Here is a 14,598-nt window from a genome sequence, read left to right as displayed (position 1 = left end):
TAAACGAGAGACCGACATGCTCGATTCCAAACTGTTACGTAGCAACCTTCAGGACGTAGCGGACCGCCTGGCATCCCGTGGCTTTGCCTTGGATGTTGCGCGCATCGAAGCGCTGGAAGAACAGCGCAAGACCGTCCAGACCCGCACCGAAGCACTGCAGGCTGAGCGGAATGCGCGTTCCAAATCCATCGGTCAGGCCAAGCAACGTGGCGAAGACATCGCGCCGTTGATGGCGGACGTCGAGCGCATGGGCACCGAGCTGTCCGACGGCAAGGTCGAGCTGGAAGGCATTCAGTCCGAGCTGGATTCGATCCTGCTGGGCATCCCCAACCTGCCGCACGAGTCCGTGCCGATTGGCGACGACGAAGACGGCAACGTCGAAGTGCGCCGCTGGGGCACGCCAACGGCCTTTGATTTCGAGATCAAGGACCACGTCGCCCTGGGCGAATTGACCGGTGGCCTGGATTTCGAAACCGCCGCCAAAATGTCCGGTGCGCGCTTTGCCTTGCTGCGCGGCCCGATCGCACGCATGCACCGTGCCCTGGCGCAGTTCATGATCAACCTGCACACCGGCGAGCACGGTTACGAAGAGGCTTACACTCCGTACCTGGTGCAGGCGCCGGCGCTGATGGGCACCAGCCAGCTGCCGAAGTTCGAGGAAGACCTGTTCAAGATCAGCCGCGATGGCGAAGCCGATCTGTACCTGATCCCGACCGCCGAAGTGTCGCTGACCAATATCGTTGCCGGCGAGATCCTCGATGCCAAGCAACTGCCGCTCAAGTTCGTCGCCCACAGCCCGTGCTTCCGCAGTGAAGCCGGTGCGTCGGGGCGTGACACCCGCGGCATGATCCGCCAGCACCAGTTCGACAAGGTCGAGATGGTGCAAGTGGTCGAGCCGTCGACCTCCATGGACGCCCTGGAAGGCCTGACCGCCAACGCCGAACGCGTCCTGCAGCTGCTGGAGCTGCCGTACCGCGTCCTGGCGCTGTGCACCGGCGACATGGGCTTCAGCGCCGTGAAGACCTACGACCTCGAGGTGTGGGTACCCAGCCAGGACAAATACCGCGAGATTTCGTCGTGCTCCAACTGCGGTGATTTCCAGGCCCGGCGCATGCAGGCGCGTTTCCGTAACCCGGAAACCGGCAAGCCGGAGCTGGTGCACACCCTCAACGGTTCGGGCTTGGCTGTAGGTCGCACCCTGGTGGCGGTGCTGGAAAACTACCAGCAAGCTGACGGTTCGATCCGCGTACCTGAAGTGCTCAAGCCATACATGGCGGGCGTCGAGGTCATCCGCTAAATGGAATTCCTGCCGCTGTTTCATAACCTGCGCGGCAGTCGTGTGCTGGTCGTCGGTGGGGGGGAGATTGCCTTGCGCAAATCCCGCCTGCTGGCTGACGCTGGCGCCGTGCTGCGGGTGGTTGCTCCCCAGATCGAAGACCAGTTGCGCGAGTTGGTGCAGGGCAGTGGCGGGGAAATGATTCTGCGCGGTTATCAGGAGGCCGACCTGGAAGGCTGCACCCTGATTATCGCGGCGACCGACGACGAGCCACTGAACGCGCAAGTGTCCAGTGACGCCAAGCGTCGTTGCGTACCGGTCAATGTGGTGGACGCGCCGGCCTTGTGCAGCGTGATCTTCCCGGCGATTGTCGACCGTTCGCCCTTGGTGATCGCGGTGTCCAGCGGCGGCGATGCGCCGGTGCTGGCGCGCTTGATCCGCGCCAAGCTGGAAACCTGGATTCCGTCCACCTACGGCCAGTTGGCCGGGCTGGCGGCGCGCTTTCGTGCCCAGGTCAAAGGTTTGTACCCGGATGTGCAGCAGCGTCGGGCGTTCTGGGAAGAAGTGTTCCAAGGGCCGATTGCCGACCGTCAGTTGGCCGGGCAGGGCGATGAGGCTGAGCGTCTGTTGATCGAAAAGGTCAACGGCGCACCGCCTTATGCGCCGGGCGAGGTGTACCTGGTCGGTGCCGGCCCGGGCGACCCGGACCTGCTGACCTTCCGTGCCCTGCGCCTGATGCAGCAAGCCGACGTGGTGCTGTACGACCGTTTGGTGGCGCCGGCGATTCTGGAGCTGTGCCGTCGTGATGCCGAGCGCATCTACGTCGGCAAGCGCCGCGCCGACCACGCCGTGCCGCAAGACCAGATCAACCAGCAACTGGTGGACTTGGCCAAGCAAGGCAAGCGCGTGCTGCGCCTCAAGGGGGGCGATCCGTTCATCTTTGGTCGTGGCGGTGAAGAAATCGAGGAACTGGCGGCTCATGGCATCCCGTTCCAGGTGGTGCCGGGGATCACCGCAGCCAGTGGTTGCGCGGCGTACGCCGGGATTCCGCTGACCCATCGCGACTATGCGCAGTCGGTACGCTTTATCACAGGGCACTTGAAGAACGGGACGTCGGACCTGCCTTGGAGTGACCTGGTGGGGCCGTCACAGACCTTGGTGTTCTACATGGGCTTGATTGGCTTGCCGATCATCTGTGAGCAACTGATCAAGCATGGGCGCGCCGCGGATACCCCGGCGGCGTTGATCCAGCAGGGCACCACGTCCAACCAGCGCGTGTTTACCGGCACCCTGGCGGACTTGCCGCGCATGGTGGCGGAGCATGAAGTGCATGCGCCGACACTGGTGATTGTCGGTGAGGTGGTGGTGCTGCGCGAGAAGCTGAAGTGGTTTGAAGGCGCCCAGTCTCAGGTTTGACAACACTCTTGCGACAAGCCCGCTCACCAAGACGGGCTTGCCAGCCGTACTCAGCTCAAGACACCCTGACCTGTCAGCCGCACTCGATCATGCCCGGCATCAAACGCCTGCAACGGCCCCTTCGGCACAATCGCCGTCGGGTTGATCGTGCGGTGGCTCCCATAGTAATGCCCCTTGATGTGTGCGAAATCCACCGTCTCGGCCACGCCCGGCCACTGATACATCTCCCTCAGCCAATTCGACAGGTTCGAATAATCGGCAATCCGCCGCAGATTGCATTTGAAGTGGCTGTAATACACCGCATCAAAACGAATCAGCGTGGTGAACAAGCGCACATCCGCCTCGGTCAGGTACTCGCCGGCCAAGTAGCGATGGTCGCCCAAGTGCTGCTCCAGATGGTCCAGTTCGGCAAACACATCATCAAACGCGCTTTCATAGGCTTTTTGTGAGGTGGCAAAGCCTGCGCGGTACACGCCATTGTTCACGGCCGGGTAGATCCGCTCGTTCAGCCCATCGATGGTCGGGCGCAGGGCCTCGGGGTAGAAGTCCAGGGTGTTGCCGGTCAGGCCGTTGAACGCGCTGTTGAACATGCGGATGATCTCTGCCGATTCATTGCTGACGATGCGGTTGAGCTGCTTGTCCCACAGCACCGGCACGGTGACGCGGCCGGTGTAGTCGGCGGTGTCGGCGGTATAGCGCTGGTGCATGAATTCGAAACCATCGAGCTTATCGCCGGTGGAGCCGTGGGCCTTGTCGAAGGTCCAGCCGTTTTCCAGCATCAGCCAGCTGACCACGGACACGTCGATCATGCTTTCCAGGCCCTTGAGCTTGCGCAGGATCAGGGTGCGATGGGCCCAGGGGCAGGCCAGGGACACATAGAGGTGATAACGACCGGCCTCGGCCTTGAAGCCGCCTTCGCCGCTGGGCCCCGGCTGGCCATCGGCGGTCACCCAGTGGCGGCGCTGGGCCTGTTCGCGCTGGAAAGCGCCATCTGCGCTACTTTCGTACCACTGGTCTTTCCAGTGTCCTTCGATCAGCAAACCCATGACTGGCTCCTTGGCTAATAAGCGTTGGAGCCCAGTCTAAAGGGATGAGTTCGAACTAAAAGCGCAAAGACCGGGCGGGAATGATCGATTAAATCGATTTGTCCCGTGCATCCCAGTATTGTCGGGCCAATGCGAACGCTTGTTCCCGTGGGTGGCCGAGGCCGCGCAAGGCCAGGGCCATGGTGGCGATCAGCGCCAGTTGCGGGTAGCTGTCTTCTACGTCGCCGCGCCACACGGCCTTCAGGTGATCAGGCTCCAGGGTTGCCGGCTTGACGTGGCGCTGGTCGGAGAGGGCGGGCCATTCTTCATCCCAGCTTTCGCCACCGGTGGTGCCATAGAGGTGACTGATCGTGTCGGGGTTGATCTCGACTTCGCCGCCGTCGCCCTTGACCACGATCACATGGTCGCCAAGCAGGCCGCTGGCATCGCGGTGCACGCCCTGGTAACCGGGGTGGAAAATGCTTTGCAGGCCGCAGCGCGCATTCAGCGGGTTGAGCAGGCGCGCCAGGGAGTGGATCGGCGAGCGCAGGCCCAGGGTGTTGCGCAGGTCGATCATGCGTTGCAGTTGCGGCGCCCAGTCGCCCAGCGGGATAAACGCCAGGTTGCCTTGTTCAAACGCGGTCCCGACCTGCTGCCAATTGCGGCACAGCGGGATATGCAGGGTTTCGAGCAATTGTTCGGTGTACAGCCGGCCCGCCGTGTGTGCGCCGCCGCCGTGCATGAGAATGCGCACGCCATGTTGCGCCAGGCACTTGGCGGCCAGCAGGAACCACGGCAGGTGGCGCTTCTTGCCGGCGTAGGTCGGCCAGTCGACGTCCACATTCAGTGCGGGGGCGTCCAGGCGTTCACGCACGGCTTGGGTAAAACCGGCGAGTTCTTCCGGGCTTTCTTCCTTGTGGCGCAGCAGCATCAGGAACGCGCCGAGCTGGGTGTCTTCGACTTGTTCGTCGAGCAGCATGCCCATGGCGTCGCGGGCCTCTTCGCGGGTGAGGTTGCGCGCGCCGCGCTTGCCTTTGCCCAGGATGCGCACGAACTGCGCAAACGGATGCTCGGCAGGGGTTTCAAGGGTCAGTGGGGCAAAGTCGGTCATAAGCAATTCGTCGGCCGGGGCAGGCCCGCCAGCTTGGCGGCGAGTTTGGCGGGAGTGCCGTTGAACAGTGTGTTGAGGTGCAGGCTGTTGCCCTTTTGCGGGCCGAGCTTCAAGGCGGTGTACTTGATCAGCGGGCGCGTGGCGGGGGACAGCTGGAACTCGGCATAGAACTGGCGCAGCAGCTCGAGGATCTGCCAATGGTCCGGGGTCAGCTCCAGGGCTTCGGCGGCGGCCAGGGCCTCGGCCACCTCAGGGGACCATTCGTTCAGGTCGACGAGGTAACCGTCCTTGTCCAGTTCGAGGGTGCGCGGGCCTACGGTCAGGGTGTTCATAGCCAGGTGTTGACCTTGCGGTAGTCGAGCGACAGCTGCACGAAACCCGGGTAGTCCACGCTGTCGGCCCAGTCCGGCAGCGGCAGATTGCGCGCCTGCATGTCTTCCGCCAGCACGAACACCTTCACGCCCTTGGTGCGCAGGGCCGGGTCGTGCAGCCCGTAGGCGCCATCGCCGCAGAGCAGGATCGCATCCTCGGCGCCACAGATACGCAGGCAACTGGCGAGGCGGCTATCGGTAAAAGGAGAGTGAGATACCACATGTAAAGTCGACATCAGAGGGTTATCACCTGGTCGTAACGGTCAATCAGCCTGGAGATCGCTTCGCTGTCCAGCGACTGGGCATTGGCCGGCTGCGTCAGCCCGCGCTCACCCAGGCTGTGGCGGCAGGCGAACACCTCATCGATGCCGAACAGGCCCAAGGCCTGCAGATTGGCGCTGAGGTCTTTTTGCTGCACGGCCTTGGCGTCCTGGTGCGGCGCCAGTTGGAACACGCCGTCATCCATGAACAGCACGCCGATCGGCAGATCAAACGCGCCCCCGGCCAGCACGATATCCAGCGCTTCGCGCGCGCTCGGCCCGGACCAGGGCGCCTGGCGGCTGATCACTAACAAGGATTTGGACATGTCACGGCCCTCCAAAACAGATCAGGCGGTCGGCGGCCTGGGTGGCGTCGTGCAATTGCCCCAGGCCCGACAATGCCCAGGGCGCATCCAGGTTGGCCGCGCTGCGTTGATAGCGCGTGGCTTCCTCGGCATTCAGCACGCCACGACGCAAGGCGGCAGCGATGCACACCACGCCGTCGAGTTGATGCGCATTGACCAACTCGCGCCATTGGCGGGCAATGTCCTGCTCATCCTGGGGGGCAACGATGTTATTGGAGGCGCCGTAGACGCCGTCCTGATAGAAAAACAGCCGCACAACCTCATGCCCGCCGGCCAACGCTGCCTGTGCAAACAGCAGGGCGCGGCGCGAGGAGGGCGCGTGGGCGGCGGAAAACACTGCAATCGCAAACTTCATGGAACACTCTGCAAGCAAACGTGGGGCAATGATAAAGCCGCTGCCACGAAAAAGCCCGCCATGATCAAAACGGTCACCCTCGATGATCGTTCTGACGATTGCCGGTAGGCGCCAGGCTGCCTAGTCTGTGGGAATTCGAAACCCAAATGGAGTCTCCATGTCAGGTCCCTTGGCGTCCCTCAAAGTACTGGATTTTTCCACCTTGCTGCCCGGCCCGTTTGCTTCCTTGATGCTGGCGGACATGGGCGCCGAGGTACTGCGCATCGAATCTCCCACGCGCACGGACCTGCTGCGGGTGCTGCCGCCCCATGACCGGGGGACTTCGGCCAGCCATGCCTACCTCAATCGCAACAAACGCAGCCTGGCGCTGGATTTGAAACAGCCCGAAGGGCTGGAGATCGTGCGCGAACTGGTCAAGGACTACGACATTGTCCTCGAACAATTCCGCCCCGGCGTGATGGAGCGCCTGGGCCTGGGCTATGAGGCGCTGAAGGCGATCAACCCGCGGCTGATTTATGTGTCGATCACCGGTTACGGCCAGACCGGGCCCTATAAGGACCGCGCCGGGCATGACATCAACTACCTGGCGCTGGCCGGGGTCGCCAGCTACACCGGGCGCCGGGACAGCGGGCCACTGCCCTTGGGCGTGCAGTTGGCGGACGTGGGCGGCGGTTCGCTGCATGCGGTAGTGGGGCTGCTGGCGGCCGTTATCGCCCGGCAGCAGAGCGGGGTCGGCCAATACCTGGATGTGAGCATGACCGATTGCTCGTTCAGCCTGAATGCCATGGCCGGCGCGGGTTACCTGGCGTGTGGTGTAGAGCCTGAGCGGGAGAGCCATGTGCTCAATGGCGGAAGTTTCTACGATTACTACCGCTCGCGAGATGGGCGCTGGATGTCGGTCGGCAGCCTGGAACCGGCTTTCATGCAGCAGTTGTGTGAAGCGTTGGGCCGCCCGGAGTTGGCCGCGCAGGGCTTGAAGCCTGAGCAGCAGCCGGCGCTTAGGCAGGCCTTGCAGGTGGAGTTCGAGAAGCGCAGTTTCGAGCAGTTGTGCGAGCTGTTTGCCGGGGCGGATGCCTGCGTGGAGCCGGTGCTGACGCTCAGCGAAGCCGTGGCCCATCCGCAGTTGAAGGCGCGGGCGCTGGTCAGCCAGGTGCCCAGGGGCGATGGCTCGAGCCAGGCGCAGATAGCCTGCCCGTTGAAGTTTTCGGAAGGGTTGCCAGCGCCCCGGCACATTGGCGTCGCCGTGGGCGCGCACAGTGATGAAGTGTTGGCGGAGCTGGGCTTGAGCCCGCAGCGCATCAGCGAGCTGCGCAGCTCCAAGGTGATTATGTAGTGGCTGGGTGGAGGCTTGCTCTCGATGAGGCCTTTATTCCACCCTGGTTTCGCCGGTAAACACCAAGGTCTGCCGACACCGCCGGCACAGATACCGCCGTCCCTGAGCCACCATGCCATGGCGTTGCGATGAAAACGGGAAGTCGCTGTCGGCACACGGGCACCGGTAGATATAACGGGTCACCTGGCGACGCTTCACGGCATAGGTGTGGCAGCGGTCCGGCGGCAGTTCGTAGACCCCACGCATGATCAGTTGCCATTCCTCGCCATGGGGCTGGATGCGCTCGCCAAACAATTGGTGGGCAATCAGGTGCGCCACCTCATGGGCCACGGTCTGTTTCAGGAAGTGTTGGCTGTTTTCTCGGTACAACTGTGGGTTGAAGCGCAGCAGGTTCTCGTGCAAATGCGCGACACCGGCCTTCTGACCCCGCAGCTTGAGGCTGACCTGGGGGCGTTTGAAGCTTCGTTTGAAAAAGGATTCGGCTTGCAGGAAACAATCTTCGACGCGGGTATTGAGTTGCTCGGGCATGCTGTACATATCTCCAGAGACGTCCAGTATGCCGCAAAACCGAGTGTTTCCGAATCTGTCAGGCGCCGAATGGTCATCCATCACGCACAAAGCCACCTTGCGGTGGCCTTGCCTTTGCCATTGAACGGGTCAGTTCGTGTAGATCGGCCCCACGCCCAGGCCCCAGACGATCACGGTAAACGCCATGATCGCCACCAGCACCACCAGCCCTACGGCCAGTATCGAACTGGAAAACAGGAAGCCTTCATCCGGGTCGATGCTCATGAAGGTCGGTACGCCGACATACAGCAGGTACACCGTGTAGCAGATCGCCGCAGTGCCCACCACCATGCCCAGCCACATATGCGGGTAGAGCGCCGCCAGCCCGCCGATGAACAGAGGTGTCGCGGTATAGGTGGCAAACGCCACGCACCGCGCCATGCTGGGGTTGGCGTCGTAGGTGCGGGCCATCCAGTGAATGAACGCGCCCATCACTGCCACGCCGCCGAGCATGGCCGCGTAGGACATGAGGGTCATCCACAGCGCACTTTCCTGGGTCAACATGACCGGGGAGCGGTTGCCGATGACCCAGCCGACCTGGGTGGTACCGATAAAAGCCGATACGGCGGGGATCGCCGCGAGAATCAGGGTGTGAGTGAGGTACATGTGGCCGATGCTTTCTTCTTTATCGCCACGAATTTCCCGCCATTCCTGGTCGGGATGGGTAAACAGCCCCACGACGTGATGGATCATGCCAGTCACTCCTGTCGTTATTACCATCGCCCCCCATCGGAGCGCCCACGGGCCAGATGGCCACAAAGGTCTGGATATATGTGTGCGACCTCAAGTCGCAGTATAGGAAGGGATGACCGGAATAACCGTAGGGCCTTTAGAGCAAATTGCGCTGTAAACAGGGGGCCTAATCGCGGCGGGGTCTTTTACTGTTAGCCCTTTAGCTGTTTTTTTTGCGTAAAATACCCGGCTTTTCGTCACACACCTCCAGCGGATCCAAGCGCCATGGGCACTCTTACGGTCAACCAGAACAAACTGCAAAAACGCCTGCGCCGCCTGGCCGGTGAGGCAGTCGCCGATTTCAACATGATCGAGGAAGGCGACAAGGTCATGGTCTGCCTCTCCGGCGGCAAAGACAGCTACACCATGCTCGACGTGCTGCTGCACCTGCAAAAGGTCGCACCGATCAAGTTCGACATCGTTGCGGTCAATATGGACCAGAAACAACCGGGCTTCCCCGAGCACGTGCTGCCGGCCTACCTCAAGGCGCTGGGCGTCGAGTACCACATCGTCGAAAAAGACACCTATTCGGTGGTCAAGGAACTGATCCCTGAAGGCAAGACCACCTGCTCGCTGTGCTCGCGCCTGCGCCGTGGCACGCTCTACACCTTTGCCGATGAGATCGGTGCGACCAAGATGGCCCTGGGTCACCACCGCGACGATATTGTCGAGACCTTCTTCCTCAATATGTTCTTCAACGGTTCGCTCAAGGCCATGCCGCCCAAGCTGCGTGCCGATGACGGGCGCAACGTGGTGATCCGCCCGCTGGCGTATTGCAACGAGAAGGACATCCAGGCCTACTCCGACTTCAAGCAATTCCCGATAATCCCGTGCAACCTGTGCGGCTCCCAGGAAAACCTGCAGCGCCAGGTGGTCAAGGACATGCTGGTGGATTGGGAGCGCAAGACCCCCGGGCGTACCGAAAGTATCTTCCGCAGCCTGCAGAACGTGCAGCCTTCGCAATTGGCCGACCGCAACCTGTTCGACTTCACCAGCCTGAAAATCGATGAGAGCGCCGCGCCGCGTTTCGTCAATGTGGTGAACCTCTGAGCTCATTCAACGCTCTGACACACGGCGCTCGCGGGCGCCGTTTTCAATTCCATTGCCAGCATTCAACAGCAGGAGAGGGCATGCGCGATTACAAGTGGCTGCACGAATATTGTCTGAACCGCTTCGGTTCAGCGGCCGAGCTGGACGCCCACCTGCCGGTGCCCAAGACCCCGGCGCAGTTACGCAAGATCAGTGATGATCGCTACCTGTCGACCTTGGCGTTGCGCGTGTTTCGCGCCGGCTTGAAGCACAGCGTGGTGGATGCCAAGTGGCCGGCGTTCGAGCAGGTGTTCTTCGGCTTCGACCCGGAAAAAGTCGTGCTGATGGGGGCCGAGCACCTGGAGCGGCTGATGCAGGACACGCGCATCATCCGTCACCTGGGCAAGCTCAAGAGCGTGCCGCGCAATGCGCAGATGATCCTGGACATCGAGCAGGAAAAAGGCAGCTTCGGCGCATTTATCGCTGACTGGCCGGTGACCGATATCGTCGGGTTATGGAAATACCTGAGCAAGCACGGTCATCAGCTGGGCGGGCTGTCGGCCCCGCGCTTTTTGCGGATGGTGGGCAAGGATACCTTTGTGCCGAGCGATGACGTGGTCGCGGCATTGAATGCGCAGAAGATTGTCGACAAGGCACCCACCAGCCTGCGCGACCTGGCCACGGTGCAGGCTGCGTTCAACCAGTGGCATGCCGAGAGCGGGCGGCCGATGTGCCAGCTGTCGATGATGCTGGCCTATACGGTGAATCACTGACCGGCTTCTAGGGTGTGGCCAACCGGCGGTTCAACTGGTGCCGCCAGCGCACATACAGCAGCGCCGTGCAAAACACCGCCAGGCTGGCCAGCATCTCCAGCACCCCGAACCACTGCCGGTTCGGGTCATACGCCGCCAGCGCGCCCTTGATGAAATACAGGTTCACCGCAAAGCACATCCACGAATGCCCGCGCGCGCTGCCGATGATCATCCCCGGCGCCAGCACCAGCAGCGGCACCAGTTCGATCAGCAGGATCACCCACGGGCGTGCGCCGTGCAGGTCGGCGACGAACAGGTAGTACCCGCACAACAAACCCACCAGGGCGAAAAACGCCAGCAGGCTTAACGCGCGTACCGCCTTGACCCGTGGCTCCAGCCACGCTTGCGGCGGTAGAACCTTAGGCTTCCTGGCCACGGCCGTTCTCCAGCAACGTGGCGGTCTTGGCCAGGCGCAGGCCCAGGGCCCGGCACAGGGTGATTTCATGCGGGTCGAGCAGGCGCTTGCCATCCGGCCCGGCATGGTGGCTGGCGCCATACGGCGTGCCGCCGCCCTGGGTGTCGAGCAGCGCCTGTTCGCTGTAGGGCAGGCCAGTGATCAGCATGCCGTGGTGCAGCAGCGGCAACAGCATCGACATCAGCGTGGTTTCCTGGCCGCCATGCAGGCTGGCGGTGGAGGTGAACACCCCGGCCGGCTTGCCGACCAGCGCACCGGTGAGCCACAGGTTGCTGGTGCCATCGAGGAAGTACTTGAGCGGCGCGGCCATGTTGCCGAAGCGCGTCGGGCTGCCCAGGGCCAGGCCCGAGCAGTTTTTCAAGTCATCGAGGCTGGCGTACAGCGCGCCTTCGTCCGGGATGCTCGGCGCCACGGCTTCGCATTCGGTGGAGATCGCCGGTACGGTGCGCAGTCGCGCTTCCATGCCGCCTTGCTCGATGCCCCGGGCAATCTGCCGAGCCATTTCGCTCACCGAGCCATTGCGGCTGTAATACAACACCAGCACATACGGCGACGTCACGGCAGGATCTCCAGCACGTTCTCTGGCGGACGGCCAATGATGGCTTTATCGGCGGTTTCCAGGATCGGGCGTTCCATCAGCTTGGGATGTTCGGCGATCGCGGCGATCAACTGCGCTTCGCTGAGGCTGGCGTCGGCCAGGTTGAGGGCCTTGTATTCGTCTTCGCCGGTGCGCAGCAGTTGGCGGGCGCTGATGCCCAGCTTGGCCAGCAGTGTCTTCAATTGTGCGCTATTCAGCGGGGTTTCCAGGTAACGCACCACGGTGGGGGCGAGGCCTCGGGCTTCCAGCAGTTCGAGCGCACCGCGGGATTTCGAGCAGCGCGGGTTGTGATAAAGCGTCAGATCGGTCATGTGCGGGTCGCATCTTGCGTAAGGTGGCGGGTATTCTACCTGCGCGGCGTCCTGTCCTTAAACCGTAAGAGGCGATAGGTCGCAGCCAACGTTCATTTTTGCGAAGGAATACCCCATGACAAGGCGACTGATCGGTGCATTGGCGATCATCACAACCCTGCTGCTCAGCGGCTGCGGCAATGACTACGGCGTTGACCAGTACGGCCAGAAGGTCGCGGCCGAGCGCCTGGACAAACAGTGGCTGGTGGTCAACTACTGGGCGGAATGGTGTGGCCCATGCCGTACGGAAATCCCCGAACTCAACGCCCTGGCGGAACAGTTGAAGGGGCAGGGCGTGGGGGTGTTCGGGGTCAACTTCGACAATGTGCAGGGTGCAGAGCTGAAGGAAGCCAGCGACAAACTGGGGATCAAGTTCACCGTGCTGGCGCAGAACCCGGATGGGATCTTCGAGATTCCGCGCAGCGAAGCGTTGCCGGTGACCTATATCATCGATGACAAGGGCAAGGTGCGCGAGCAGTTGATGGGTGAGCAGACGGCGGAGGGGGTGTTGGCCAAGCTCAAGGCCTTGCGCGGCTAGAGTATTGTCCTCGATCAAATGTGGGAGGGGGCTTGCCCCCGATAGCAGTGTGTCAGTCAATACATCAGTGACTGTTACACCGTCATCGGGGGCAAGCCCCCTCCCACATTTAAATCTCACCAACCTGTAGATCGGTGGAATCAGCCCTCTTCGAGCCACAGGCGAATCGGCTTGCCTTCGGCCGGCCAGAAGCGGGTCTGCTCGATCGGCGAGATGTCCCAGCGCTGTACGCCTTGCAGGGCCTGGAAGAAGCGCTGTTCCTGCTCCATCAGGGCCTCGGCGCAGAGCTTGCGGGTGCTGCCGAGCTTGCCGAAGCTGAGTTTGTCGCCCTCAAGGGTGTACGGCGCGAACCAGTGGTTGCAACCGCCGTTGCCGTAGGCACGCCCATCGGCGCCGAGGGTGACGGTCAGGTGTGCGTAATCCATCAACGGCCGCTCACCAATCCACTCCACCACGTAGCTGTGATCCTGCTTGAGCTTGGCCGCGTCACCGGCGCAGCCACTCAGGGCCGTACCGACGGCGGCGAGCAGAAGCAGGCCTTTCATTGCCCGGCCTTCTGGCATGTCGGGCAACGGTGCTTGTCGCCTTCGCTGGCCCAGCCCAACTCGGCAATGCGTGCATTGGCGGCCGGTTGCAGCGGCTCCTTGGTCAGCTTGGTTTCCACCGCGAATTCAAACTCCAGCACGGTGTCGCAGCTGTCGCAGTTGACCTTCCAGGTGTGAATCTCCAGCTCGCCGAACTTCGGCCCGCGGGCCATGGCGACCCACTGGCCGGCAGGGCGGATGGAGTAGCGCGCGTCACCTTCGACGGTAAGGCGCATGGACAAGGTTTTACTGCCGCGCAGGGTGACGATCAGCACGTCATCATGCTTGATCGAGCCACCGTTGCCGGTGACCTGGTAACGGCCCGGCACCAGGGCGCGGCATTCGATCAGGGTGTGTTGCGGCCTCAGCAAGCTGAAGCGGAAATCGTGTTCGGCCATGGATCCTCCAAATAGGCGCGGCATCCTATCACGGGTGCCTGCTGATCATGAGCCTGGTATGTGACCGCTGATCATCCTTCGACGAGGTTCTGCGCCCGGCCATCGGCCCATGCCGCAATATTGGCCAATGTGGTGCCGGCAATCGCCGCCAGGGCTTCGCGGGTGAGGAACGCCTGGTGTGCGGTGACGATCACGTTGGGGAAGGTCAGCAGGCGCGCGAGCACGTCGTCCTGCAAGGGCAGGTCGGAGCGGTCCTCGAAAAACAGCTGGGCTTCCTCCTCGTACACATCCAGCCCCAGGTAGCCGAGCTGGCCGTCCTTGAGTGCTTCGATCAGCGCCGGCGTGTCGACCAGGCCACCGCGACCGGTGTTGATCAGCATGGCGCCGGGTTGCATCCGCGCCAGGGAGTGCGCATTGATCAGGTGCTTGCTGTCGGCGGTCAGCGGGCAGTGCAGGCTGATGATCTGGGCCTGGGCCAAGAGCTCCGGCAGGCTCACATAGTCAGCGCCGAGGGCCTGGACCTGGGGGTTGGGGAACGGGTCGTAGGCGAGCAGCCGGCAACCGAAGCCCGCCATGATCCTGGCGAACGTGGCGCCGATCTGGCCGGTGCCGACCACGCCGACGGTCTTGCCCACCAGGTCGAAGCCGGTGAGGCCATGCAGGCTGAAATCGCCGTCGCGGGTGCGGTTGTAGGCGCGATGCAGGCGGCGGTTGAGGGCGAGGATCAGGGCCACCGCGTGTTCGGCGATCGCATGGGGCGAATAGGCCGGGACGCGCACGATGGTCAGGCCCAGGCGTTTGGCGGCAGGCAGGTCCACATGGTTGTAGCCGGCCGAACGCAACGCGATCAACCGCGTGCCGCCCTTGGCAAGCTGTTCCAGCACCGGGGCACTGAGGTCGTCGTTGATAAAGGCGCAGACCACCTCGTGGTGTTCGGCCAGGGCGACGGTGTCGAGGTTGAGCCGGGCGGGTTGGAATTGCAGTTCCAGGCCGTGCGGCAAGGGCTCGCCGAGGAAACTGTCGCGGTCGTAGGTCTGGCTGCTGAAAAGAATCACGCGCATCA

At 62.7% G+C, this 14,598-nt stretch carries 20 protein-coding genes; 6 read left to right on the top strand and 14 right to left on the bottom strand.

Annotated features, from left to right (window positions below; genetic code table 11):
- Window positions 1-16 precede the first annotated feature (16 nt).
- Both serS and cysG read left to right on the top strand, forming a co-directional pair.
- Window positions 17-1,297: a serine--tRNA ligase gene (gene serS, locus BLQ09_RS14895; RefSeq protein WP_027606346.1), complete on the top strand. Its 1,281-nt coding sequence runs from the start codon at window positions 17-19 to the stop codon at window positions 1,295-1,297.
- Window positions 1,298-2,692: a siroheme synthase CysG gene (cysG, locus tag BLQ09_RS14890; RefSeq protein WP_027606347.1), complete on the top strand. Its 1,395-nt coding sequence runs from the start codon at window positions 1,298-1,300 to the stop codon at window positions 2,690-2,692.
- Between the two features lie 50 nt (window positions 2,693-2,742).
- On the opposite strand, the gene BLQ09_RS14885 is transcribed toward cysG, so the two are convergent.
- The 6 genes from BLQ09_RS14885 to tusD all read right to left on the bottom strand — a co-directional run bounded on the left by BLQ09_RS14885 (window position 2,743) and on the right by tusD (window position 6,179).
- Entirely contained in the window at window positions 2,743-3,738 is a 996-nt protein-coding gene (locus tag BLQ09_RS14885) for a glutathione S-transferase family protein (RefSeq protein ID WP_027606348.1), read from the bottom strand.
- A gap of 88 nt (window positions 3,739-3,826) precedes the next feature.
- Complete coding sequence (locus tag BLQ09_RS14880; protein ID WP_027606349.1) at window positions 3,827-4,828, bottom strand: glycosyl transferase family protein; 1,002 nt, start codon at window positions 4,826-4,828, stop codon at window positions 3,827-3,829.
- Window positions 4,825-5,160 (bottom strand): TusE/DsrC/DsvC family sulfur relay protein, encoded by a 336-nt coding sequence (locus tag BLQ09_RS14875; protein WP_027606350.1) that lies wholly within the window; start codon window positions 5,158-5,160, stop codon window positions 4,825-4,827. The genes BLQ09_RS14880 and BLQ09_RS14875 overlap by 4 nt, the downstream gene beginning before the upstream one ends.
- Window positions 5,157-5,435 carry a sulfurtransferase complex subunit TusB gene (tusB, locus tag BLQ09_RS14870; RefSeq protein ID WP_027606351.1) on the bottom strand — a complete coding sequence of 93 codons (279 nt, stop codon included), beginning with the start codon at window positions 5,433-5,435 and terminating at the stop codon, window positions 5,157-5,159. Before tusB ends, BLQ09_RS14875 begins: the two co-directional genes overlap by 4 nt.
- Window positions 5,435-5,785, bottom strand: a complete 351-nt coding sequence (gene tusC / locus BLQ09_RS14865) for a sulfurtransferase complex subunit TusC (protein ID WP_027606352.1) — start codon at window positions 5,783-5,785, stop codon at window positions 5,435-5,437. Before tusC ends, tusB begins: the two co-directional genes overlap by 1 nt.
- Window position 5,786: 1 nt before the next feature.
- Window positions 5,787-6,179, bottom strand: coding sequence for a sulfurtransferase complex subunit TusD (gene tusD / locus BLQ09_RS14860; protein WP_092357610.1), 393 nt, complete (start codon window positions 6,177-6,179; stop codon window positions 5,787-5,789).
- Window positions 6,180-6,336: 157 nt separating this feature from the next.
- On the opposite strand from tusD, the gene BLQ09_RS14855 reads away from it, so the two are divergent.
- Window positions 6,337-7,512, top strand: a complete 1,176-nt coding sequence (locus tag BLQ09_RS14855) for a CaiB/BaiF CoA transferase family protein (RefSeq protein ID WP_027606354.1) — start codon at window positions 6,337-6,339, stop codon at window positions 7,510-7,512.
- A 33-nt stretch (window positions 7,513-7,545) separates the two neighbouring features.
- Here BLQ09_RS14855 and BLQ09_RS14850 read toward each other — a convergent pair whose 3' ends face one another.
- Together BLQ09_RS14850 and BLQ09_RS14845 are read right to left on the bottom strand one after the other, a co-directional pair.
- The gene (locus tag BLQ09_RS14850; protein ID WP_027606355.1) at window positions 7,546-8,040 is read right to left on the bottom strand and encodes a SprT family zinc-dependent metalloprotease; all 495 of its coding nucleotides are present in this window, start codon (window positions 8,038-8,040) and stop codon (window positions 7,546-7,548) included.
- Window positions 8,041-8,169: 129 nt separating this feature from the next.
- Entirely contained in the window at window positions 8,170-8,772 is a 603-nt protein-coding gene (locus BLQ09_RS14845) for a Yip1 family protein (RefSeq protein WP_027606356.1), read from the bottom strand.
- 264 nt (window positions 8,773-9,036) lie between these two features.
- On the opposite strand from BLQ09_RS14845, the gene ttcA reads away from it, so the two are divergent.
- On the top strand, window positions 9,037-9,861 hold the full coding sequence (gene ttcA, locus BLQ09_RS14840) for a tRNA 2-thiocytidine(32) synthetase TtcA (RefSeq protein ID WP_092357608.1): 825 nt from the start codon (window positions 9,037-9,039) through the stop codon (window positions 9,859-9,861).
- A gap of 80 nt (window positions 9,862-9,941) precedes the next feature.
- Window positions 9,942-10,613 carry a DNA-3-methyladenine glycosylase I gene (locus tag BLQ09_RS14835; RefSeq protein WP_027606358.1) on the top strand — a complete coding sequence of 224 codons (672 nt, stop codon included), beginning with the start codon at window positions 9,942-9,944 and terminating at the stop codon, window positions 10,611-10,613.
- Between the two features lie 7 nt (window positions 10,614-10,620).
- Here the strand turns inward: BLQ09_RS14835 and BLQ09_RS14830 are convergent, their stop codons facing one another.
- Genes BLQ09_RS14830 through arsC form a run of 3 tightly spaced genes read right to left on the bottom strand, consistent with a single transcriptional unit; the run spans window position 10,621 to window position 11,976 of the window.
- A complete protein-coding gene (locus BLQ09_RS14830) occupies window positions 10,621-11,028 on the bottom strand; it encodes a DUF2069 domain-containing protein (protein WP_092357606.1) in 408 nt (135 codons plus the stop codon).
- Window positions 11,012-11,626 carry an NAD(P)H:quinone oxidoreductase gene (wrbA, locus tag BLQ09_RS14825; RefSeq protein WP_092357604.1) on the bottom strand — a complete coding sequence of 205 codons (615 nt, stop codon included), beginning with the start codon at window positions 11,624-11,626 and terminating at the stop codon, window positions 11,012-11,014. Before wrbA ends, BLQ09_RS14830 begins: the two co-directional genes overlap by 17 nt.
- Window positions 11,623-11,976, bottom strand: coding sequence for an arsenate reductase (glutaredoxin) (gene arsC, locus BLQ09_RS14820; RefSeq protein ID WP_092357602.1), 354 nt, complete (start codon window positions 11,974-11,976; stop codon window positions 11,623-11,625). The genes wrbA and arsC overlap by 4 nt, the downstream gene beginning before the upstream one ends.
- A gap of 115 nt (window positions 11,977-12,091) precedes the next feature.
- Here arsC and BLQ09_RS14815 point away from each other — a divergent pair, with 115 nt between their 5' ends.
- A complete protein-coding gene (locus BLQ09_RS14815; protein WP_032889653.1) occupies window positions 12,092-12,553 on the top strand; it encodes a TlpA disulfide reductase family protein in 462 nt (153 codons plus the stop codon).
- Between the two features lie 140 nt (window positions 12,554-12,693).
- Here the strand turns inward: BLQ09_RS14815 and BLQ09_RS14810 are convergent, their stop codons facing one another.
- The 3 genes from BLQ09_RS14810 to BLQ09_RS14800 form a co-directional block, all read right to left on the bottom strand.
- Window positions 12,694-13,098 (bottom strand): META domain-containing protein, encoded by a 405-nt coding sequence (locus BLQ09_RS14810; protein WP_092357600.1) that lies wholly within the window; start codon window positions 13,096-13,098, stop codon window positions 12,694-12,696.
- Window positions 13,095-13,535, bottom strand: coding sequence for a hypothetical protein (locus BLQ09_RS14805; protein ID WP_092357598.1), 441 nt, complete (start codon window positions 13,533-13,535; stop codon window positions 13,095-13,097). Before BLQ09_RS14805 ends, BLQ09_RS14810 begins: the two co-directional genes overlap by 4 nt.
- 71 nt (window positions 13,536-13,606) lie before the next feature.
- Window positions 13,607-14,596 (bottom strand): 2-hydroxyacid dehydrogenase, encoded by a 990-nt coding sequence (locus BLQ09_RS14800; protein WP_092357596.1) that lies wholly within the window; start codon window positions 14,594-14,596, stop codon window positions 13,607-13,609.
- Between the last annotated feature and the right edge of the window lie 2 nt (window positions 14,597-14,598).

The sequence above is a fragment of the Pseudomonas sp. NFACC25 genome (assembly GCF_900100935.1).
GTDB lineage: Bacteria > Pseudomonadota > Gammaproteobacteria > Pseudomonadales > Pseudomonadaceae > Aquipseudomonas > Aquipseudomonas marginalis.
Note: the sequence above shows the minus strand (reverse complement) of the source record. Positions and strands in the feature narration are given on the sequence as shown.